Origin of the sequence: Pseudomonas orientalis (assembly GCF_002934065.1) — a bacterium.
Classification (GTDB): domain Bacteria; phylum Pseudomonadota; class Gammaproteobacteria; order Pseudomonadales; family Pseudomonadaceae; genus Aquipseudomonas; species Aquipseudomonas orientalis_A.
Window position 1 is genome coordinate 5,439,924 of the sequence record NZ_CP018049.1, and the last position, 21,375, is coordinate 5,461,298.

Genomic DNA, 21,375 nt, shown 5'->3' on the forward strand with positions numbered 1-21,375 from the left:
GCCTTTACATGCACAAAAAAACCGCTTCCCCGAAAGGAAACGGTTTTTCCGCACCCGGTAAGGCTTAGTAAGCCAGGCCGAAGTCTTCTTCTTTCATGTCCATCAGGTTTTTGGCGCCCGACAGCATGGTCGCTACATGAGTACGGGTACGCGGCAGGATGCGCTGGAAGTAGAAGCGCGCGGTCTGCAGCTTGGCGGTGTAGAACGCCTCTTCGCTGGTGCCGGCGGCCAGTTTCTCGGCGGCCAGGCGTGCCATGTCGGCCCAGAAGTAAGCCAGGCACGCGTAACCGGAGTACATCAGGTAGTCCACCGAGGCGGCACCCACTTCTTCACGGTCTTTCATCGCGGCCATGCCGACCTTCATGGTCAACTCGCCCCACTCTTTGTTCAGCGCCGCCAGCGGTGCAACGAATTCCTTGACGGCTTCGTTGCCTTCGTTGGCCTGGCAGAACTTGTGCACGATCTTGGTGAAACCCTTGAGCGCTTCGCCCTGGGTCATCAGCACTTTGCGGCCGAGCAGGTCGAGGGCCTGGATACCGGTGGTGCCTTCGTACAGCATGGAAATGCGGCTGTCGCGAACGTTCTGCTCCATGCCCCACTCGGCGATGAAACCGTGGCCGCCGTAGATCTGTACGCCGTGGTTGGCGGATTCGAAACCGACTTCGGTCATGAACGCCTTGGCGATCGGGGTCATGAAGGCCAGCAGGCCGTCGGCCTGTTTCTTGGCTTCGTCATCGGTGCCGTACTTGACGATGTCCACTTGCTTGGCGGTGAAGTACACCATCGCACGGTTGCCTTCGGCGAAGGCTTTCATGGTCAGCAGCATGCGGCGCACGTCAGGGTGCACGATGATCGGGTCGGCGGCCTTGTCCGGCGCTTTCGGACCGGTCAGGGAGCGCATTTGCAGGCGATCGCGTGCGTATTTCAGGCCACCCTGGAAACCGATCTCGGCGTGGGCCAGGCCTTGCAGCGCGGTGCCCAGGCGAGCGGTGTTCATAAAGGTGAACATGCAGTTCAGGCCTTTGTTCGCCGGGCCGATCAGGTAACCGGTGGCCGCGTCGAAGTTCATCACGCAGGTGGCGTTGCCGTGGATGCCCATCTTGTGCTCCAGGGAGCCACAGGTCACCGCGTTGCGCTCGCCGATTGAGCCATCGGCGTTGGGCAGGAATTTGGGCACGATAAACAGCGAGATACCTTTGGTACCGGCCGGTGCATCCGGCAGGCGCGCCAGTACGATGTGGACGATGTTGTCGGCCATGTCGTGCTCACCGGCCGAGATGAAAATCTTGGTACCGGAGACTTTGTAGGAACCGTCAGCCTGAGGTTCGGCCTTGGTGCGCAGCATGCCCAGGTCGGTGCCGCAGTGCGGCTCGGTCAGGCACATGGTGCCGGTCCACTCGCCCGACACCAGCTTGGTCAGGTAGGCCTCTTGCTGCTCCGGCGTGCCGTGCTCGGAAATAGTGTTCATCGCACCGTGGGACAGGCCTGGGTACATGCCCCACGACCAGTTGGCTTCGCCGACCATTTCACTCACGGCAAGGCCCAGGGACTCCGGCAGGCCTTGGCCACCGTGCTCCACGTCATGGGCCAGGCTTGGCCAGCCGCCTTCGACGAACTGTTTGTAGGCTTCTTTGAAACCGGCAGGGGTTTTAACGCCTGACTCGCTCCAGGTACACCCTTCGATGTCACCCACGCGGTTCAGCGGCGCCAGCACTTGCTCACAGAACTTGGCGCCTTCTTCGAGAATGGCGTCAACCATGTCCGGGGTAGCGTCCTGGCAAGCCGGCAGGCTCTGATAGTGCGCTTCATAACCGAGCAGTTCGTCACGAACGAAGCGAATATCACGCAAGGGGGCCTTGTAGTCAGGCATAGCGATAAACCTCTGCTGATGTATCTGGGATGAACAACCGCGTGAAAGGATGATGGCGGTCAAACAGGTGTTTGAAACATACGTTTACGACCTGGGGTTGTCAAGCGTCGGCCCGATGCCGTTTGTCTTGATGCGGATCAATGGCGCGCACGGCCAATCCTGTGGCGTGATGCCACATGACTATGGAGTGTAGGAGTTCATCTGGAGGGCACGAAACAAATGTGGGAGGGGGCTTGCCCCCGATGGCGGCAGGTCAGCTACGAACATGCTGGCTGACAGACCGCTATCGGGGGCAAGCCCCCTCCCACATTTTAAATGTCATGCCTCAGGGGAATCAGGCGTAGGTATCGATCAACGTACCGAGCATTTCGTCCGAAGCCTTGGCGACTTTCGCGCCCAGCTCCACTTGAAACTTGCCTTGGGCCATTTCGACCATATTGCTCGCCGAGTTGGACGCCTGAGCACGATCATTGGCTTGCAGACGGTCGCTTTGCGCGGCCGATGGCTGGGTCGTCGACGCGCTGGCGATCTTCCCAGCGGCCTGGTCGACACGGTTCTGCCCGGCCTGGATGGTGCTCAGGCCCGAATAAAACGCGCTGCTTCCAGAGATTTCCATGGCGTAAGCCTGCCTTTAGAGAATCGTGAAGGCCAATTGAACCAGACATCCTGGCGAAAGGCCCGTTAAAAACACTAATGGCACATTGCCTTAGCGATAGGCAAAATCAGTCAAGCAGGTCCATTTCCAGGTAAGCGGCCACCTCGGCTGCCCCGGCATGCTTGAGTTTCGGCACCCGTCCAAGGCAGGGCGCCGGCAAACGCTCGGCCAGGGTGGCGAGGTTCTCTTCCAGACGAGAGGTCTTCGGGTCGATGATATTGGCCACCCAACCGGCCAGCGGCAATCCATCCCGTGCGATTGCTTCGGCGGTGAGCAACGCATGGCTGATACACCCCAGACGCACACCCACCACCAGGATCACTGGTAACTTGAGCGCAATGGCCAGGTCCGACAGGTTGGCTTGATCGGCCAGCGGCACGCGCCACCCCCCTGCACCTTCGATCAACGTGAAGTCCGCGTTGTGCTCGAGAATCTGTCGCATCGGCTGGAGCAAGGATTGCACCGTCAGCGCAACGCCCGCCTCACGGGCCGCCAGATGCGGCGCAATCGCTGGTTCCAACGCCACCGGGTTGACCTCGGCATAGGTCAACGGCAACGAACATTCGGCAAGCAGCGCCAGGGCATCGGCGTTACGCAAGCCCTTGGGCGTGACCTGGCAGCCCGACGCCACGGGTTTTCCCGCCGCCGTGGTTTTACCCGCCTGGCGCGCGGCATGCAGCAGGCCGGCGGCAATGGTGGTCTTGCCCACATCGGTGTCGGTGCCGGTGATGAAATAAGCGGCGTTCATAGCGGTTTCTCCAGTACGGCGTACACCACCTGGTAAGTGGCCGGCAGGCCCTGGGCCTGACGGAACTGCTCGTAGGCCTGCACCAGCGCCGCAATCCGCGCGCGCCCCGTCAACCCTCCCGGGCGCCCCGGGTTGAGGTTGTGTGCGCCCAATGCTTTCAACTCATGGGTCAGGCTGCGCACGTCCGGGTAATGCAGGACATGGGGCCGCCGTTCCAGGCGGGTCACCCGAAAACCACTGGCGGCGCACAGCTGCTGATAAGCCTCGAAGGTGCGAAAACGGTTGACATGAACCCAGCCATCCGCCGCGCGCCAGCTCTCGCGCAGCTCATCCAGCGTGCCCACGCACAGGCTGGCAAAGGCCAGCACGCCGCCCGGTTGCAGCACGCGAAAGGCTTCATTGAGGACTGCGTCGAAGTTCGCACACCACTGCACCGCCAGGCTGGAGAACATCAGCTCGAAGCTGCCAGTCTTCAGGGGCAAGCGTTCCGCATCACCGGCGATGAAGTGCTGCGCGCCGCCAGCAGGCCGCGCATGGTTGAGCATGCCTTCGGCGATATCCAGCGCGATGCCCTGGCTGGCTGGCAGTCGCTCACCCAGTGCACGGCTGAAATAGCCCGTGCCGCAGCCCAGGTCGAGCCAGCGTTGTGGCGCGAGCCCCGCCGGTAATTGCGCGAGCAGGGCATGCCCCACCGCCCGCTGCAGCTCGGCCACGCTGTCATAACTGGCCGCAGCCCGGGAGAACGAAGCGGCCACCTGGCGCTTGTCGGGCAAGGCGCCCGGCAGGTGGGGGTGGGATAGATCAGTCATCGACGCACTCATGCAAAAAAGCCTGGATGGCCCCCGCCACACCGTGGGGGTCCTCCAGAAGAAAAGCGTGACCGGCCTGTTCAATCAGGCCGATTTCCACATCGGGCAGCAGCGCCAGCAAGTCACTGGCGGCTTCGGCGGGCACCAGCCCGTCCTGACCGGCAAACAGGTGCAGTTGCGGCCCGCGAAACGCCTGCAAGGCGGCGCGGGTGTCCAATTGGGCAAGCAATTCCAGGCCGGGCATCAACACGCTGGGCGAGGTATTCGGTGCGCCACTGACCAGCAAACGCGAGAGCCCGCGCGGGTCGGCCGCGCCCTTGGCGCACAACAGGCCGAAGCGCTTGAGGGTGACCTGGGAGTCGGCGTGGCAGCCGGCGAGGAACGCGTCGAATGTTTCGGCAGGCATCGCCTGCGGCCAACCATCATGGGCGACAAAACACGGATTGCTCGCCAGGGTGAGCAATCCGCAGCAACGCTCTGCACGGCGTGCCGCCAGCTCCGAGGCGAGCATGCCGCCCAGGGACCAGCCGCCGAGCCAGGTATTGTCCGGCAGCGTGGCATCCAGTTCGTCGAGCCATTCGCTCAGGTCGCTGGAGTCCAGGGCCGGCAACGGTTCGATCTGTACGTGCAAGTGTTCATTCAAGCCGTACAACGCCGCGGCCAGCGGTTCCAGCGGCGACACGCCAAGGCCCCAGCCGGGCAGCAATACCAATCGATCACGCATGCTCGGGCTCCGTGATGTTTAACAACCGGAAACACGCTTCCAATGCGTTTAACAATAGCTGCACCTGGGCTGCGCTGTGGGCCGCCGTCAATGTCACGCGCAAACGGGCGCTGCCGGCGGGCACGGTGGGGGGGCGGATCGCCGTCACCATCAGCCCGCGCTCGCGCAGCATCTGCGACAGGCGCAAGGCTCGTGCGCTGTCGCCCATCAGGATCGGTTGGATCGGCGTAAAACTGTCCATCAACGCCAGGCCGATCTGCTCGGCGCCCTGGCGGAACTGACGGATCAACCCGTTGAGGTGCTCGCGGCGCCAATGCTCGGTGCGCAGCAGCTCCAGGCTTTTGAGGGTGGCGCAGGCCAGCGCCGGCGGCTGGCTGGTGGTGTAGATGTACGGCCGGGCGAATTGAATCAGGCTTTCGATCAGTTCTTCACTGCCCGCCACAAAGGCACCGGCGGTGCCGAAGGCTTTGCCGAAGGTGCCGACCAACACCGGCACGTCTTCCTGGCTCAAGCCAAAATGCTCGACGATCCCCGCGCCATTGGCCCCCAGCGGGCCGAAGCCGTGGGCGTCGTCCACCATCAACCAGGCGCCCCTGGCCCTGGCTTCGCGGGCCAGTGCCGGCAGATCGGCGAGGTTGCCATCCATGCTGAATACGCCATCGGTCACCACCAGTGCGTTACCGGTGGCTTTCTCCAGGCGCTTGGCCAGGCTGGCGGCGTCGTTATGCAGGTAGCGGGTAAACCGTGCGCCGGACAACAAACCGGCATCCAGCAACGACGCATGGTTCAGACGATCTTCCAGCACGGTATCGCCCTGCCCCACCAAGGCGGTGACCGCGCCGAGGTTGGCCATGTAGCCGGTGGTAAACAGCAACGCACGCGGGCGCCCGGTCAGGTCGGCCAGGGCTTCTTCCAGCTCATGATGCGGCGTGGCATGCCCCACCACCAGGTGCGACGCGCCACCGCCCACGCCCCAGCGGGACGCACCGGCGCGCCAGGCTTCTATCACCTGTGGATGGTTGGCCAGGCCGAGGTAGTCATTGTTGCAAAACGCAAGCAGAGGCTTGCCGTCCACCACCACTTCCGGGCCCTGGGGGCTCTCCAGCAAGGGGCGTTGACGGTAAAGGTATTCGGCACGGCGGGCAGCGAGGCGCGCGGCGAGATCGAAAGACATGCAGGCCTCGATTCAGCAGGGTGTGCGCGGTTCGAAAGGTGGGAGGGGGCTTCCCCGATGGCTGTATCTCAGTCAACACAGGTGCTGGCTGACCTACCGTCATCGGGGGCAAGCCCCCTCCCACATTTGGAATGCATTTGGGTTAAACGGCGGCGTTGTAGAACTGTTCGCTGCTCTTCTGCTCCACCAACGCCTGTTCAATGGCCGCATGATGCACTTCGTCGGCATGCTCTTCACGCGCCTCCGGCAGAATCCCGAGGCGCGAGAACAGTTGCATGTCCTTGTCCGCCTGCGGGTTGGCGGTGGTCAGCAGCTTGTCGCCGTAGAAAATCGAGTTGGCGCCGGCAAAGAACGCCAGGGCCTGCATCTGTTCGTTCATCGCCTCACGGCCGGCCGACAGGCGCACATGGGATTGCGGCATCAGAATGCGCGCCACCGCCAGCATGCGGATGAAGTCGAACGGGTCGATGTCCTTGGCGTTTTCCAACGGCGTACCGGCCACCTTGACCAGCATGTTGATCGGCACCGACTCCGGATGCTCCGGCAGGTTGGCCAATTGGATCAGCAGGTTGGCGCGGTCATCGAGGGACTCGCCCATGCCGAGAATACCGCCGGAGCAGATCTTCATCCCCGACTCACGCACATAGGCCAGGGTCTGCAGGCGTTCGCTGTAGGTACGCGTGGTGATGATCGAACCGTAGAATTCCGGCGAGGTATCGAGGTTGTGGTTGTAGTAGTCGAGGCCGGCCTGGGCCAACGCGGCGGTCTGGTCCTGATCGAGACGGCCGAGGGTCATGCAGGTTTCCAGGCCCATGGCCTTCACGCCCTTGACCATCTCCAGCACGTAGGGCATGTCTTTGGCCGATGGATGTTTCCAGGCGGCGCCCATGCAGAAACGCGTCGAACCGATGGCCTTGGCGCGGGCAGCCTCTTCGAGGACTTTCTGCACCTCCATCAGCTTTTCTTTTTCCAGGCCGGTGTTGTAGTGACCCGACTGCGGACAATATTTGCAATCTTCCGGGCAGGCGCCGGTTTTGATCGACAGCAGGGTGGAGACCTGCACCCGATTGGCGTCGAAATGCGCGCGGTGCACGGTCTGCGCCTGGAACAACAGGTCATTGAACGGCTGCACGAACAGGGCTTTGACTTCGGCCAAAGACCAATCGTGACGCAGGGTGGCAGAGGTGCTGGCGCTCATGGGCGATTCCTTGATTATGCTTTGGCTAACGCTGCGGGAAGGGCAATACCCACAGGTACGACACGGATGCTCGGCATATTTAAGGAAGATTCATGCACTGTCAACCAAGCCACAAACACCAGGTTTACATCTGGTTAAAAAGCGTACAAACCTGTTTGATCTGCGATGAGCGCGCTGGAAGCGACGATTGTGTGTGCATCGCCTGCGAAACCGAACTGCCGTGGCTGATGGAGCGCTGTGACATCTGCGCCCTGCCCTTGCCCATGGACGGCTTGGTGTGCGGCCAATGCCAGAAACATCCGCCTGCGTATCAACAAGTGATTGCGCCCTGGACCTACAGCTTCCCGGTGGACAGCCTGATCAGCCGGTTCAAGCATCAGGCGCGCTGGCCGTTGGGGCACCTGCTGGGGCGCTTGCTCGGACGACTGCTGCAACATCGGTTCGAGAATGCCGAACTCAGCCGCCCCGATTGCCTGCTACCGGTGCCGATGCCCCCCAAGCGTCTGCGCCAGCGTGGCTATAACCAGGCCGTGATGCTGGCACGCTGGCTCAGTGCCGACCTGGACATCCCCTGCGATGAACACCTGTTGCTACGCCCCAAGGAAACCATCGCGCAACAAGACCTCGACGCCAAAACACGCAAACGCAACCTGCTCAATGCCTTCGCCCTGGCACCCGGCGCCTGGGTGCAGGGCCGGCACCTGGCACTGGTGGACGACGTGCTGACCACCGGTGCCACCGCCCACAGCCTGGCGCGGTTATTGATGAAGGCCGGTGCGCGTCAGGTCGATGTGTATTGCCTGGCCCGCACGCCCAAACCCGGCACATGACTTGACTCCCAGGCCGCCGGGCGGCAACGTCCGCTCATTCCAGCCAGGCGTATCCCCATGTCCCTGCCCTCGCCGCTCAGCCAGCACATCATCCGCCGCCCTCAGCGCATCGCGTTGCTGGCGCATATCGCCGAACAGGGGTCCATCACCCGCGCCGCCAAAAGTGCCGGGTTGAGCTACAAAGCCACGTGGGACGCCATCGATGAACTGAACAACCTGGCGCAAACGCCATTGGTGGAGCGCAGCGTCGGCGGCAAAGGCGGTGGCGGCGCCAGGCTGACAAGCGAAGGTGAGCGCGTGCTGCGCCTTTATCAACGCCTGCAAGCCTTGCAAGCCGAGGTGCTCGCCACCGACGAAGCAGCCCGCGACTTCAATTTGCTGGGCCGCCTGATGCTGCGCACCAGTGCGCGCAATCAGCTGCATGGCCAAGTCAGCGCCATCGAGCGCCACGGGCGTAATGACACGGTGCGCCTGGAACTGGCGGGTGGCCTGTACCTGGATGCGCACATCACGCACGACAGCACGCAACGGCTGGAACTGGAGCCCGGGGTGGAAGTGGTGGCCCTGATCAAGGCCGGCTGGCTGGAATTATTGGCCATCGGGCAAACCGCAACACTTGGACACAATTGCCTGAGCGGTGTCATCGAGACGATTCTCGACGCTGAAGACGGCCCCAGCGAAGTCCGCATCGGCCTGCCCAGCGGTCAGGTGCTGTGTGCCCTGGCGCAGCCCGCCGCACTGAGCGCACTCGACGCCGCGCCTGGCCGGCCGATCCAGGTGCAATTCGCCCCCGGCCAGGTATTGCTCGGCACCCCGGTGTAGCGAGCACCCGCCATCAAACTGCAACAATTTCGTCACGCCCGCTCCTTAAGGTGTCTGCAAAAACCGTAAGGAGCCTGACATGAGCCTGCTGGAAGAAAACCAAGCCACTGACCTCGAACAGATGGTCGGCCTTACCCGTCGCCGCTTTATCGGCGCCGGCGCCCTGTGCGGCGCGGCGATGTTCCTGGGTGGCAACCTGCTCAGCCGCAGCGCCCTGGCCGTGAACGCCGCGTCTGCCAGCCCGTTGCTGGGCTTCACCGGCATCGCCGCTGCCACCAGCGACACCATTACCCTGCCGCCTGGCTACAGCGCCTCGGTGCTGATCAGCTGGGGCCAGCCCTTGAGCACCCAGGCGCCGGCTTTCGACCCCTCCGGCAACGGCACGGCCAAGGCCCAGGAACAGCAGTTCGGCGACAACAATGACGGCATGAGCCTGTTTCCCTTCCCCGGCGATGACAACCGTGCCTTGATGGCGATCAACAACGAATACACCAACTACCGCTACCTCTACGCCCACGGCGGCGCACCGCAATCGGCCGAAGACGTGCGCAAGGCCCTGGCCAGCGAAGGCGTGTCGGTGATCGAAATTCAGCGCAAGGGCGATACCTGGCAGTTCGTCCAGGATTCACGCTACAACCGGCGCATCCACGGCAACACGCCGATCCGCCTGAGCGGCCCCGCCGCCGGCCACGACTGGCTGAAAACCAGCGCCGACAACACCGGCAAGCACGCCCTGGGCACCTTCCAGAACTGCGCCAACGGCAAGACCCCGTGGGGCACCTACCTCACCTGCGAAGAGAACTTCACCGACTGTTTCGGCAGCAGCAACCCACAGCAAGCCTTCGACGCCGGGCAAAAACGCTACGGCGCGGTCGCCGCCAGCAAGGACATCAACTGGCATCCGCACGACCCGCGCTTCGACATGGCCAAGAACCCCAACGAACTCAATCGCCACGGCTGGGTGGTGGAAATCGACCCGTTCGACCCGCAATCCACCCCGGTCAAGCGCACCGCCCTGGGCCGTTTCAAGCACGAAAACGCGGCCCTGGCCGAGACCCGCGACGGACGCGCGGTGGTGTACATGGGCGATGACGAGCGCGGCGAATTCATCTACAAGTTCGTCAGCCGCGATCCGATCAACCACGGCAACCCGAAAGCCAACAAGGATTTGCTCGATCACGGCACCTTGTACGTGGCGATCTTCGACGCGGGCAATGGCGATGCCGATCATCCCAGGGGCAAGGGCCAATGGGTCGAGCTTACCCACGGCAAAAACGGCATCGATGCCGGCGCAGGCTTTGCCAGCCAGGCCGAAGTGCTGATCCATGCCCGCCTGGCCGCCAGCGTGGTGAAAGCCACGCGCATGGACCGCCCGGAATGGATCGTGGTCAGCCCCATGGACGGCCAGGTCTACTGCACCCTCACCAACAACGCCAAGCGCGGCGAAGACGGCCAGCCGGTGGGCGGGCCCAACCCGCGCGAGAAGAACGTCTACGGCCAGATCCTGCGCTGGAAAGCCGACGCCGATAACCACGGTGCCACGGACTTCACCTGGGACCTGTTCGTCGTCGCCGGCAACCCCGGCGTACACGCGGGCTCGCCGAAGGGCGGCTCGTCCAACATCAACCCGCAAAACATGTTCAACAGCCCGGACGGCCTGGGTTTCGACAAGGCCGGGCGCCTGTGGATTCTCACCGACGGCGACTACAGCAACGCGGGCGACTTCGCCGGCATGGGCAACAACCAGATGCTGTGCGCCGACCCGCACACCGGGGAGATTCGTCGCTTCATGGTCGGGCCGGTGGCGTGTGAAGTCACCGGGATCAGCTTTTCGCCGGATCAGAAAACCCTGTTTGTGGGTATTCAGCACCCTGGCGAAACCGGCGGCTCGACGTGGCCGGAGCATCTGCCGAACGGCAAGCCGCGTTCGTCGGTGCTGGCGATCCGGCGCGATGATGGTGGGGTTGTCGGCGCCTGAAAGGGCCTCATCGGGGGCAAGCCCCCTCCCACATTTAACTGTATTCACAAATCAAGTGTGGGAGGGGGCTTGCCCCCGATAGCAATAGCACAGCCACCACCTATCTCAGCCCCGGTGCGTTACCATACCCGGCCGGACGCGGCGACCTGCTGCGCGCAGGAGTTCGCATGGCCCACCCGTTTGAAACACTCACCCCTGACCTGGTCCTCGACGCCGTCGAAAGCATCGGTTTTCTCAGCGATGCGCGCATTTTGGCGCTCAACAGCTACGAAAACCGCGTGTATCAGGTGGGCATCGAAGATTCCGAACCGCTGATCGCCAAGTTCTATCGGCCCCAGCGCTGGACCAACGAAGCGATCCTGGAAGAACACCGCTTCACCTTCGAACTGGCTGAGTGCGACGTGCCGGTGGTCGCCCCGCTGATCCACAACGGCGCAAGCCTGTTCGAGCACCAGGGTTTCCGCTTCACCCTGTTTCCACGCCGTGGCGGCCGCGCGCCGGAGCCGGGCAACCTCGACCAGCTGTACCGCCTCGGGCAATTGCTCGGTCGCTTGCACGCGGTGGGGTCCACCCGCCCGTTCGAACACCGCGAAGCCCTGGGCGTGAAGAACTTCGGTCACGACTCCCTGACCACCCTGCTCGAAGGCAACTTCATTCCCAAGAGCCTGTTGCCGGCCTACGAGTCCGTGGCGCGCGACCTGCTCAAGCGTGTGGAAGAGGTCTACAAGGCCACCCCGCACAAGAACATCCGCATGCACGGCGACTGCCACCCCGGCAACATGATGTGCCGCGACGAGATGTTCCACATCGTCGACCTCGATGACTGTCGCATGGGCCCTGCGGTACAGGACCTGTGGATGATGCTCGCCGGGGATCGCCAGGAATGCCTGGGCCAACTGTCGGAGTTGATGGAGGGCTATCAGGAGTTCCACGACTTCGACCCGCGTGAACTGGCCCTGATCGAACCCTTGCGCGCCCTGCGCCTGATGCACTACAGCGCCTGGCTGGCGCGGCGCTGGGACGACCCGGCCTTTCCCCACAGCTTCCCGTGGTTTGGCAGCGAGCGCTATTGGGGTGACCAGGTGCTGGCGTTGCGTGAGCAACTGTCGGCGCTCAACGAAGAGCCGCTGAAGCTTTTCTGACTGCTGCGCTTTATGTGGGAGGGGGCTTGCCCCCGATAGCGGTGTATCAGCCAACCTTTATGTAGCTGACCCACCGCAATCGGGGGCAAGCCCCCTCCCACATAGAGCAAAGCAGATCCCATTGCCTGACAAATATCCTTACAATCGCGCTTTGTCAGCTGTCCGAGCAAGGATTCCGCATGCAAGCCGCCAACCCCCGCAAGGGGTACATCCTGGGCCTGAGCGCCTATATCACCTGGGGCCTGTTCCCGCTCTATTTCAAAGCCATTGCCAGTGTCCCCGCCGCCGAGATCATCGTGCATCGCGTGCTGTGGTCGGCACTGTTCGGTGGCTTGCTGCTGATGGTGTGGAAACACCCGGGCTGGTTTCGCGAACTGCGCGACAACCCCAGGCGCCTGGCGATCCTGGCCCTCAGCGGTTCGTTGATCGCGGCCAACTGGCTGACGTATGTGTGGTCGGTCAACACCGGGCGCATGCTGGAAGCGAGCCTGGGCTACTACATCAACCCGCTGGTCAACGTACTGCTGGGGATGCTGCTGCTCGGCGAACGTCTGCGCCGCCTGCAATGGGTGGCCGTGGTTCTGGCGGCGGTCGGTGTGGCGCAACAGGTGTGGCAAGTGGGCAGTTTGCCGTGGGTATCGCTGGTACTGGCGCTGACCTTTGGCTTCTACGGGCTGATCCGTAAACAGGCGCCGGTCAAAGCCCTGCCGGGGCTGGTGGTGGAAACCTGGATGCTGGTGCCGATTGCCATCGCCTGGTTGCTGTTCAACCCGACGGCCCACAGCGCACAGCTGGAATTCTGGAGCACCTCCGAGGCCTGGTGGCTGGTGGCCGCAGGCCCGGTGACGCTGATCCCGCTGGTCTGTTTCAACGCCGCCGCGCGGCATCTGCCTTACACCGCACTGGGCTTTTTGCAGTACGTAGCGCCCACCCTGGTGCTGCTGGAAGCCGTGCTGCTGTTCGGCGAACACCTGGCGCCCAGCACGCTGACCGCCTTTGCCTTTATCTGGGCGGGCCTGGTGGTGTACAGCGTGGATATCTGGCTGAGCGTGCGCAAACACTGATCAAAAAACGCTCAAAGCGCTGCAAGCCTTAGCCGGCCTGGCTTGCAGACATTGACCCAAAGGTTATCCACAGGTCCATGCAAGATTTCCATGCATAACCTCATGGGTGCTCATTCATCGTTGCGCAATTCCACCATCAGATCGTCTGCCAGGGTTTCCAGGGACGCCTGCAACGCCTCCAGGGACAGGCTTGACGGCACTTGCAACAAGGCCTCGGCGTTGAACAGCGGATCGCCGCTCATCGGAGCCGGGCGCACGTCAGTGCTCAAGCGCTCCAGGTTGACACCCTGCTTGCTCAACAGCGCAGTGATCTCCCGCACGATGCCTGCGCGATCATTGCCCACCAGGGTCATCACAATCGATTTGGAGGCCGATGCCTGGCCGGAACTGCCCTCGCCCACCAGCACGCGAATGCCGTGGGTGGATAAATCCTCCAGCGCCCCCACCAGTTCCTGACGGTTCTCTGCAGGAACGCTGACGCGCAGAATCCCGGCAAACTGCCCGGCCATATGGGCCATGCGGCTTTCCAGCCAGTTGCCACCCTGGGCGGCGATGGTGTGCGCGATGCGTTCAACCAGGCCGGGTTTGTCGGCGGCAATAATTGTGAGTACAAGATGATCCATGGGGAAATACCTCGGGTGCGATTCCTGTAGGAGCGAGCTTGTTCGCGAAGGTCATCAACGATAACGCGAAAAAACTGAAATCAGCGGTACGCTCAGGTTTTTCGCGAGCCAGCTCGCTCCTACAAGGTGGACGCGCGGTAGCTCGAAAACAAATCGTGTACCATTTTTATATTTATCTGGAACAATCCAATAGTTTTTTGAGAACATCCGATTCTCCGCTGTGACCGTCCGACCAAAGTGGGTCGCTAAACGACGTATTTAGTCTAATTTTCACAACCGCAAGTCATCATGTAGTATGCCCAACCGTGCACTACATAATGAAAATCTGAAAAAGCGCATAAGCTCCGCAGAGTGAGGCAAGCAATGACTGAACACGTTCAAGTCGGTGGCCTGCAGGTCGCCAAAGTCCTGTTCGACTTCGTGAACAACGAAGCCATTCCCGGTACCGGCATCACTGCCGACCAGTTCTGGGCCGGTGCCGACAAGGTCATTCACGACCTGGCGCCGAAGAACAAAGCCCTGCTCGCCAAACGCGACGATTTCCAGGCGCGCATCGATACCTGGCACCAGACCCATGCCGGCCAGGCCCACGACCCGGTGGCCTACAAAGCCTTCCTGCAAGACATCGGATACCTGCTGCCAGAAGCCGCAGACTTCCAGGCCTCGACCCAAAACGTCGACGACGAAATCGCACGCATGGCCGGCCCCCAACTGGTGGTGCCGGTGATGAACGCCCGGTTCGCCCTCAATGCCTCCAATGCACGTTGGGGTTCGCTGTATGACGCGCTGTATGGCACCGATGCCATCAGCGAAGCCGACGGCGCGGAGAAGGGCAAGGGCTACAACAAAGTGCGCGGCGACAAGGTCATTGCCTTCGCCCGCGCCTTCCTCGATGAGGCCGCGCCGCTCAGCGCCGGCAGCCACGTCGACTCCACCGGCTACAAGATCGTCGACGGCAAGCTGATCGTCAGCCTCAAGGGCGGCAGTAACAGCGGCCTGCGTGACGACGCGCAGCTGATCGGGTTCCAGGGCCCGGCGGCCGAGCCGATTGCGATCCTGTTCAAGCACAACGGCCTGCACTTCGAGCTGCAGATCGACGCCGGCACCCCGGTCGGCCAGACCGACGCCGCCGGCGTCAAAGACGTGCTGGTGGAAGCTGCGCTGACCACCATCATGGACTGCGAAGACTCCGTCGCCGCCGTGGATGCCGACGACAAAGTGGTGATCTACCGCAACTGGCTCGGCCTGATGAAGGGCGACCTGGCCGAAGAAGTGGCCAAGGGCGGCAAGACCTTCACCCGCACCATGAACCCTGATCGCGTCTACACCGGCGTGGATGGCAACGACGTCACCCTGCACGGCCGCTCGCTGTTGTTCGTGCGCAACGTCGGCCACTTGATGACCATCGACGCAATCCTCGATAAAGACGGCAACGAAGTGCCGGAAGGCATCCTCGACGGCCTGCTCACCAGCCTGGCGGCGATCCACAGCCTCAACGGCAACAGCTCGCGCAAGAACAGCCGTACAGGCTCCGTGTACATCGTCAAACCGAAGATGCATGGCCCCGAAGAAGCGGCGTTCACCAACGAGCTGTTCGGCCGTATCGAAGACGTGCTGAACCTTACGCGTAACACGCTGAAAGTCGGGATCATGGACGAGGAGCGCCGCACCACGGTCAACCTCAAGGCCTGCATCAAGGCGGCCAGCGAACGTGTGGTGTTTATCAACACCGGCTTCCTCGACCGCACCGGCGACGAAATCCACACCTCCATGGAAGCCGGCGCCATGGTGCGCAAGGCCGCCATGAAAGCCGAGAAGTGGATCGGCGCCTACGAAAACTGGAACGTCGATATCGGCTTGAGCACCGGCCTGCAAGGGCGCGCACAGATCGGTAAAGGCATGTGGGCAATGCCCGACCTGATGGCCGCGATGCTCGAACAGAAAATCGCCCACCCACTGGCCGGCGCCAACACGGCCTGGGTACCGTCGCCAACGGCGGCTGTACTGCATGCATTGCACTACCACAAGGTCGATGTGTTCGCCCGCCAGGCCGAGTTGGCCAAGCGTGAACGCGCCTCGGTGGATGACATCCTGACGATTCCTCTGGCGCAAAATACCGAGTGGTCCGAAGAAGAGATCCGCAACGAACTGGACAACAATGCCCAGGGCATTCTTGGCTATGTGGTGCGCTGGATCGACCAGGGCGTCGGTTGTTCAAAGGTGCCGGACATCAACGATGTGGGCCTGATGGAAGACCGCGCCACCCTGCGCATCTCCAGCCAGCACATTGCCAACTGGTTGCGCCACGGCATCGTCAATGAAGCCCAGGTGATGGAAAGCCTCAAGCGCATGGCGCCGGTGGTGGACCGCCAGAATGCCGGGGACGCGCTGTACCGCCCGCTGGCGCCGGATTTCGACAGCAACATCGCGTTCCAGGCGGCGGTGGAGCTGGTGATTGAAGGGACCAAACAGCCTAACGGTTACACCGAGCCGGTGCTGCACCGCAGGCGTCGGGAGTTCAAGGCTAAAAATGGCCTGTAAATGAAAAAAGCCCTGATCGTGAGATCGGGGCTTTTTATTTGGGGGCTATGGTGGCTGGACTGGCGCTATCGGGGGCAAGCCCCCTCCCACATTTTGACCGCGGCGAAGTTCAAGTGTGGGAGGGGGCTTGCCCCCGATGAGGCCAACACACTCACCACAAAAATCAGGAATCCATCCCCAACTCCCGCTTCACCAACTTCGCCAACTTCTCGCTATCAATCGGCTTGAGCAAAAAGTCCACCACGCTCAAATGCATCGCATCAATCACATCCGGCGCTTCGGCGTCCCCCGATATGATGATGATCGGCAACGCCGCACGGGGCGATTCGCGCACCTGGCGGATCAACTCCAAACCGTCGCTCGGCGCCATGCGCAAATCGGTGATCAGCAACCCAATGGAACTGTGCGACTTCAACAACGCCCACGCGCTCTCTCCGTTGTCAGCCGTCATGCAGCGAATACCGTCCAGCCCGAGGATTTCCGCCAACAGTTCACGCGCATCCTTGTCGTCGTCCACGATCAACACGCGTTGTGGCGGTAAATCAGGCTCCAGCATCACGGCGCTCAGCGCCTCGCGCTCGGCATCACTCAAAATATCGTGGTCGGACATACGTTTCTCAAAAATTCTTATCAATCTCCCAGCACTCGTCAGACATCTGCGGAAGGGCGAACAATGTGCACTTCGTCGGAAAGTTTGCCTAGTGGGTGTTCTACGGGTTTTGGACGATAGTCATGTAAGGTTTTTCCCTAGTTTTGCGCAGGGGTCCCCGACCTAGACTTACGTCCAATGGGCACCCGCCGTGCAGCAGTCGACCATGCAGCACGATAACGACAAAAAAACTGCGGTCACTGTTATGAGTAAAGCTGATGCTTTCACGCAGGCGGGTAAAACCGCCGTGTTGCAGAACATCCACGGCACCCTGCAATTCCTGCAGCGCTTCCCGCCGTTCAACCAGATGGAAAATGCGCACCTGGCGTTTCTGGTGGAGCAGTGCCAACTGCGTTTCTATGGCCCCGGCGACAGCATCCTCAAACCGTCGGGCGGGCCGGTCGAGCATTTTTATATCGTCAAGCAGGGCCGCGTGGTCGGCGAGCGGCCGGACGCCACAGACCCCACATTCGAAATCACCACCGGCGAGTGTTTCCCCCTCGCCGCCCTGCTCGGTGAGCGCGCCACCCGCACCGAGCACAAAGCCTGCGAAGACACCTTTTGCCTGCAACTGAACAAGATGGCGTTCATCAAGCTGTTCGCCCTTTCCAGCCCGTTTCGTGACTTCGCCTTGCGCGGCGTCAGCAGCCTGCTCGACCAGGTCAACCAGCAGGTGCAGCAAAAAGCCGTGGAAACCCTCGGCACCCAATACTCGTTGAACACTCGCCTGGGTGAGCTGGCCATGCGCCACCCAGTCACCTGCAGCCCGGACACTGCGCTGCGCGAAGCGGTGCGGCTGATGCACGAGCAGCAGGTCGGCAGCATTGTGATTGTCGATGAACACAAGGCGCCGCTGGGCATCTTCACCCTGCGTGACTTGCGCCAGGTAGTGGCCGACGGCACCGGTGATTTCAGTCAGGGCATCGCCGGTCATATGACCCAGGCGCCGTTCTTCCTGAGCCCGGACCACAGCGCGTTCGACGCGGCGATCGCCATGACCGAGCGGCATATCGCCCATGTATGCCTGGTGCAGGACCAGCGCCTGTGCGGCGTAGTCTCGGAGCGCGACCTGTTTTCCCTGCAGCGCGTCGACCTGGTGCACCTGGCGCGGACCATCCGCAACGCGTCCCGTGTGGAACAACTGGTGGCGATCCGCGGCGAGATCGGCCAGTTGGTCGAACGCATGCTCGCCCACGGTGCGTCGTCTACGCAGATCACCCACATCATTACCTTGCTTAACGATCACACCGTGTGCCGGGTCATCGAATTGACCCTGGCGGAAAAAGGCGACCCCGGCGTGCCTTTCAGCTGGCTGTGCTTTGGCAGCGAAGGCCGCCGTGAACAGACGCTGTACACCGATCAGGACAACGGCATCCTGTTCGAGGCCCGAGACGCCGTGGAAGCCGCCGAGATTCGCGAGCGCCTGCTGCCCCTGGCGCAGCAGATCAACCAGAGCCTGGCGCTGTGCGGCTTCAGCCTGTGCAAGGGCAATATCATGGCCGGCAACCCAGAACTGTGCCTGTCACGGGCCGAATGGGCCCGCCGGTTTGCCGCGTTCATTCGCGAAGCCACGCCGGAAAACCTGCTGGGTTCGAGCATTTATTTCGACCTGCGCGTGGTGTGGGGCGATGAGCAGGGTTGCGAGCAACTGCGCCAGGGCATTCTGGATCAGGTGGCGGACAACCGGCTGTTCCAGCGCATGCTGGCCGAGAATGCCTTGCGCCAACGCCCACCCGTAGGGCGCTTTCGCGAGTTTGTGCTGACGCGCAAAAGCGGGGAAAAGGCCACCCTGGATCTCAAGGTACAGGGCCTCACGCCGTTCGTGGACGCTGCGCGTGTGTTGGCCCTGGCCCATGGCATCCACGCCAACAATACGCTGGAGCGGCTGCGCCAGTTGGTCGCCCGGCAGGTGATCGAGCGGCTGGACGGCGCGGCGTATGAAGAGGCTTACCACTTCATTCAACAAACCCGCATGCAGCAGCATCAGATGCAGACCCGGGAAAACCTGCCGTATTCCAACCGCGTCGATCCCGACAGCCTCAATCACCTGGACCGACGCATCCTGCGTGAATCCCTGCGTCAGGCCCAGCGCCTGCAAAGCAGCCTGACCTTGCGGTATCAGCTGTGAGCCTGTTCAGCTGGCTGCGCGCGAAAAAACCGCGGCTCGATGCGGCGCAGCAGCTACGCCTGGGCCAACTGCCCGCGCCCGCCGCACTGGGCAATGAGCCCTTGCGCAGCCAGCGCTGGGTGGTGGTCGACCTGGAAACCAGCGGCCTGCACCTCAACCGTGACCAGGTGCTGTCCATCGGCGCCGTGGTGATCGAGGACGGCGCAGTGGATTTCTCGCAGATGTTCGAACGCACCCTGCAACGCACCGCCAGCAAACTCAGCCCCAGCGTGTTGATCCATGGCCTGGGCCCCAGCGCCATCGCGGCCGGCAGCGACCCGGTGGATGCACTGCTCGATTTCATGGCGTTCGTGGGCGACAGCCCGCTGCTGGCCTTCCATGCGCCGTTCGATCAACATATGCTGGGCCGAGCGCTCAAGGAGAGCCTGGGTTACCGCCTGGTCCATCCCTTTCTCGATGTGGCCGATATCGCCCCGCTGCTGTGCCCCGAGGCGAACATTCGTGAGGCCGGTCTGGATGAGTGGATCAACCATTTCAACTTGCAGGTGGGCGAGCGCCATCACGCCAGCGCCGATGCACTGGCCACGGCGGAGCTGATGCTGATCCTGTTCAGCCGTGCACGCCGGCAACACATCGACACGCCCCGGGCGCTGCAGGAGCGCTTGAGCCAATGGCGACGGCGTAAACAGGCGCCATCGTTTTAGTGGCATTGCCCGACAGACGCCAATTGCGCCCACATCACTGCTCTGACACAATCGCGAATAATTCTCGTTAGTTTAAACTTTATTCGGTGATGCCTTGTCGTCGGCCCAGACCCCACACAGTGAGCTTGTTGGCGCGTTGTATCGCGACCATCGTGGCTGGCTGTTGGCCTGGCTGCGGCGCAACGTGGCCTGCCCGAGCCGCGCCGAAGACCTGAGCCAGGACACCTTCATGCGCCTGCTCGGCCGTGACGGCCTGCGCGAACCCCGCGAGCCGCGCGCCTTCCTGGTAGCGATTGCCAAGGGTCTGCTGTTCGACTACTTCCGCCGCGCCGCCCTGGAACAGGCTTACCTCACCGAACTGATGCTGATCCCGGAAAGCGAACACCCATCGCCCGAAGCACAGCAACTGATCCTCGAAGACCTCAAGGCCATCGACCGCCTGCTCGGCAAACTGTCGAGCAAAGCCCGCGCCGCCTTCCTCTATAACCGCCTCGACGGCCTGGGCCATGCAGACATCGCCCAGCGCCTGGGTGTGTCGGTACCGCGCGTGCGCCAGTACCTGGCCCAGGGCATTCGCCAGTGCTACATCGCGTTGTATGGCGAGCCATCATGAGCCTGATCAGTGGCAAGCCGGTGTCGGCGCGCGTGCTGGACGCCGCGATTGCCTGGCAACTGTCCCTTGATTCCGGCGACGGCGGCGTGGTGGAACAGGAAGAGTTCGCCAAGTGGCTGGCCAGCGACGAAGAACACGCCCGCGCCTGGCGCCAGCTGGGCATGCTCGACCAGCGTTTCAGCGCAGCTTCCGGCCCCGCGCGGGCCGCGCTGTTGCACTCCCACGACAGTGCGCGCCAGCGCATGCGCAAACTGGGCCGTGGCCTGGCGAGCATTGTGCTGGTGTGCGGGCTGGCATTGTTTGCCGGTGAGCGCTATGTGCCCATCCACTATTGGCTGGCCGATCAACGCACCGCCACCGGTGAGCAGCGCACCCTTGAGCTGGCTGACGGCACCCGGATCAGTCTCAATACCCACACGGCCATTGACGTGCGCTTCGACGATAAACGCCGCGTGATTGTGTTGCAGGAAGGCGAAATCCTGGTCGAGACCGGCCATGACGATGCGCGTCCATTCTCTGTACAGACCCGCGACGGCAACCTGCGGGCGCTGGGTACGCGGTTCATCGTGAGGCGCGAAGACCACGCCACGCGCCTGAGCGTGCTGCAATCGGCGGTGGCCGCCCAGCCTGAAGCACTGCCTCAGGAACGGATTTTCAAGGCCGGCCAGCAAGTGCTGATGCGCAGCGACGGCCTTGGCGCGCTGCTTGCCGTGCCGCCGGCCAGCGACGCCTGGACCCGCGGCATGCTGGTGGTCGACAACGCCCGCCTGGGCGATGTGGTGGCCGAACTCGGCCGTTATCGCAGCGGCCATCTGGGTGTGGATGACAGCGTCGCCGACCTGCGCATCACCGGCAGCTTCCCGCTGCACGACACCACCCTGGCGCTCAATGCGCTGTTGCCGACCCTGCCGGTGCGGATCGAGCAGCACACGCCGTGGTGGGTGACCGTCAAGGGTAGGCCTTAGGTTCTGCGGCATCTGAAGATCGCTATCGGGGGCAAGCCCCCTCCCACACTTTTTGATTTGTGAACACAGTCAAATGTGGGAGGGGGCTTGCCCCCGATGGCGCCCTCAGGCCCTACCCAAAAAATATTTCCACCCCGC

Annotated in this window: 19 protein-coding genes; 10 read left to right on the forward strand and 9 right to left on the reverse strand. The window is 62.6% G+C overall.

What is annotated here, in order from left to right; genetic code table 11:
* Positions 1-64: 64 nt before the first annotated feature.
* The 7 genes from BOP93_RS24640 to bioB form a co-directional block, all read right to left on the reverse strand.
* Positions 65-1,870 carry a phenylacyl-CoA dehydrogenase gene (locus BOP93_RS24640; protein WP_104504930.1) on the reverse strand — a complete coding sequence of 602 codons (1,806 nt, stop codon included), beginning with the start codon at positions 1,868-1,870 and terminating at the stop codon, positions 65-67.
* Between the two features lie 334 nt (positions 1,871-2,204).
* Complete coding sequence (locus BOP93_RS24645; RefSeq protein WP_065894133.1) at positions 2,205-2,486, reverse strand: pyrroloquinoline quinone biosynthesis protein PqqE; 282 nt, start codon at positions 2,484-2,486, stop codon at positions 2,205-2,207.
* A 106-nt stretch (positions 2,487-2,592) separates the two neighbouring features.
* Complete coding sequence (gene bioD, locus BOP93_RS24650) at positions 2,593-3,273, reverse strand: dethiobiotin synthase (protein WP_104504931.1); 681 nt, start codon at positions 3,271-3,273, stop codon at positions 2,593-2,595.
* Positions 3,270-4,082, reverse strand: a complete 813-nt coding sequence (bioC, locus tag BOP93_RS24655) for a malonyl-ACP O-methyltransferase BioC (protein ID WP_065885474.1) — start codon at positions 4,080-4,082, stop codon at positions 3,270-3,272. Before bioC ends, bioD begins: the two co-directional genes overlap by 4 nt.
* The gene (locus BOP93_RS24660; RefSeq protein WP_065894128.1) at positions 4,075-4,806 is read right to left on the reverse strand and encodes an alpha/beta fold hydrolase; all 732 of its coding nucleotides are present in this window, start codon (positions 4,804-4,806) and stop codon (positions 4,075-4,077) included. The genes bioC and BOP93_RS24660 overlap by 8 nt, the downstream gene beginning before the upstream one ends.
* Positions 4,799-5,980, reverse strand: coding sequence for an 8-amino-7-oxononanoate synthase (gene bioF, locus BOP93_RS24665; RefSeq protein WP_104504932.1), 1,182 nt, complete (start codon positions 5,978-5,980; stop codon positions 4,799-4,801). The genes BOP93_RS24660 and bioF overlap by 8 nt, the downstream gene beginning before the upstream one ends.
* 142 nt (positions 5,981-6,122) lie before the next feature.
* Positions 6,123-7,178, reverse strand: a complete 1,056-nt coding sequence (gene bioB / locus BOP93_RS24670; RefSeq protein ID WP_104504933.1) for a biotin synthase BioB — start codon at positions 7,176-7,178, stop codon at positions 6,123-6,125.
* Positions 7,179-7,270: 92 nt separating this feature from the next.
* Here bioB and BOP93_RS24675 point away from each other — a divergent pair, with 92 nt between their 5' ends.
* The 5 genes from BOP93_RS24675 to rarD all read left to right on the forward strand — a co-directional run bounded on the left by BOP93_RS24675 (position 7,271) and on the right by rarD (position 13,014).
* Entirely contained in the window at positions 7,271-8,008 is a 738-nt protein-coding gene (locus tag BOP93_RS24675; protein ID WP_104504934.1) for a ComF family protein, read from the forward strand.
* A 57-nt stretch (positions 8,009-8,065) separates the two neighbouring features.
* Positions 8,066-8,830, forward strand: a complete 765-nt coding sequence (locus BOP93_RS24680) for a TOBE domain-containing protein (RefSeq protein WP_104504935.1) — start codon at positions 8,066-8,068, stop codon at positions 8,828-8,830.
* 79 nt (positions 8,831-8,909) lie between these two features.
* Entirely contained in the window at positions 8,910-10,808 is a 1,899-nt protein-coding gene (locus BOP93_RS24685; protein WP_104504936.1) for a PhoX family protein, read from the forward strand.
* A gap of 167 nt (positions 10,809-10,975) precedes the next feature.
* On the forward strand, positions 10,976-11,950 hold the full coding sequence (locus BOP93_RS24690) for a serine/threonine protein kinase (RefSeq protein WP_104504937.1): 975 nt from the start codon (positions 10,976-10,978) through the stop codon (positions 11,948-11,950).
* Between the two features lie 179 nt (positions 11,951-12,129).
* Positions 12,130-13,014 (forward strand): EamA family transporter RarD, encoded by an 885-nt coding sequence (gene rarD, locus BOP93_RS24695; RefSeq protein ID WP_104504938.1) that lies wholly within the window; start codon positions 12,130-12,132, stop codon positions 13,012-13,014.
* 110 nt (positions 13,015-13,124) lie between these two features.
* On the opposite strand, the gene BOP93_RS24700 is transcribed toward rarD, so the two are convergent.
* Complete coding sequence (locus BOP93_RS24700) at positions 13,125-13,637, reverse strand: glycine cleavage system protein R (RefSeq protein WP_065934284.1); 513 nt, start codon at positions 13,635-13,637, stop codon at positions 13,125-13,127.
* A 363-nt stretch (positions 13,638-14,000) separates the two neighbouring features.
* On the opposite strand from BOP93_RS24700, the gene BOP93_RS24705 reads away from it, so the two are divergent.
* Positions 14,001-16,178 carry a malate synthase G gene (locus BOP93_RS24705; RefSeq protein WP_065896276.1) on the forward strand — a complete coding sequence of 726 codons (2,178 nt, stop codon included), beginning with the start codon at positions 14,001-14,003 and terminating at the stop codon, positions 16,176-16,178.
* Positions 16,179-16,341: 163 nt separating this feature from the next.
* Here BOP93_RS24705 and BOP93_RS24710 read toward each other — a convergent pair whose 3' ends face one another.
* Complete coding sequence (locus tag BOP93_RS24710; RefSeq protein ID WP_065894120.1) at positions 16,342-16,788, reverse strand: response regulator; 447 nt, start codon at positions 16,786-16,788, stop codon at positions 16,342-16,344.
* A gap of 244 nt (positions 16,789-17,032) precedes the next feature.
* Between BOP93_RS24710 and BOP93_RS24715 the strand changes: the two genes are divergently transcribed.
* The 4 genes from BOP93_RS24715 (at position 17,033) to BOP93_RS24730 (ending at position 21,237) form a co-directional block, all read left to right on the forward strand.
* Complete coding sequence (locus BOP93_RS24715; protein ID WP_205885782.1) at positions 17,033-18,955, forward strand: putative nucleotidyltransferase substrate binding domain-containing protein; 1,923 nt, start codon at positions 17,033-17,035, stop codon at positions 18,953-18,955.
* The gene (locus BOP93_RS24720; protein ID WP_104504940.1) at positions 18,952-19,659 is read left to right on the forward strand and encodes a 3'-5' exonuclease; all 708 of its coding nucleotides are present in this window, start codon (positions 18,952-18,954) and stop codon (positions 19,657-19,659) included. The genes BOP93_RS24715 and BOP93_RS24720 overlap by 4 nt, the downstream gene beginning before the upstream one ends.
* Positions 19,660-19,753: 94 nt before the next feature.
* Positions 19,754-20,272 (forward strand): RNA polymerase sigma factor, encoded by a 519-nt coding sequence (locus BOP93_RS24725; protein WP_057723624.1) that lies wholly within the window; start codon positions 19,754-19,756, stop codon positions 20,270-20,272.
* The gene (locus tag BOP93_RS24730; RefSeq protein ID WP_104504941.1) at positions 20,269-21,237 is read left to right on the forward strand and encodes a FecR domain-containing protein; all 969 of its coding nucleotides are present in this window, start codon (positions 20,269-20,271) and stop codon (positions 21,235-21,237) included. Before BOP93_RS24725 ends, BOP93_RS24730 begins: the two co-directional genes overlap by 4 nt.
* The last annotated feature ends 138 nt before the right edge of the window (positions 21,238-21,375 follow it).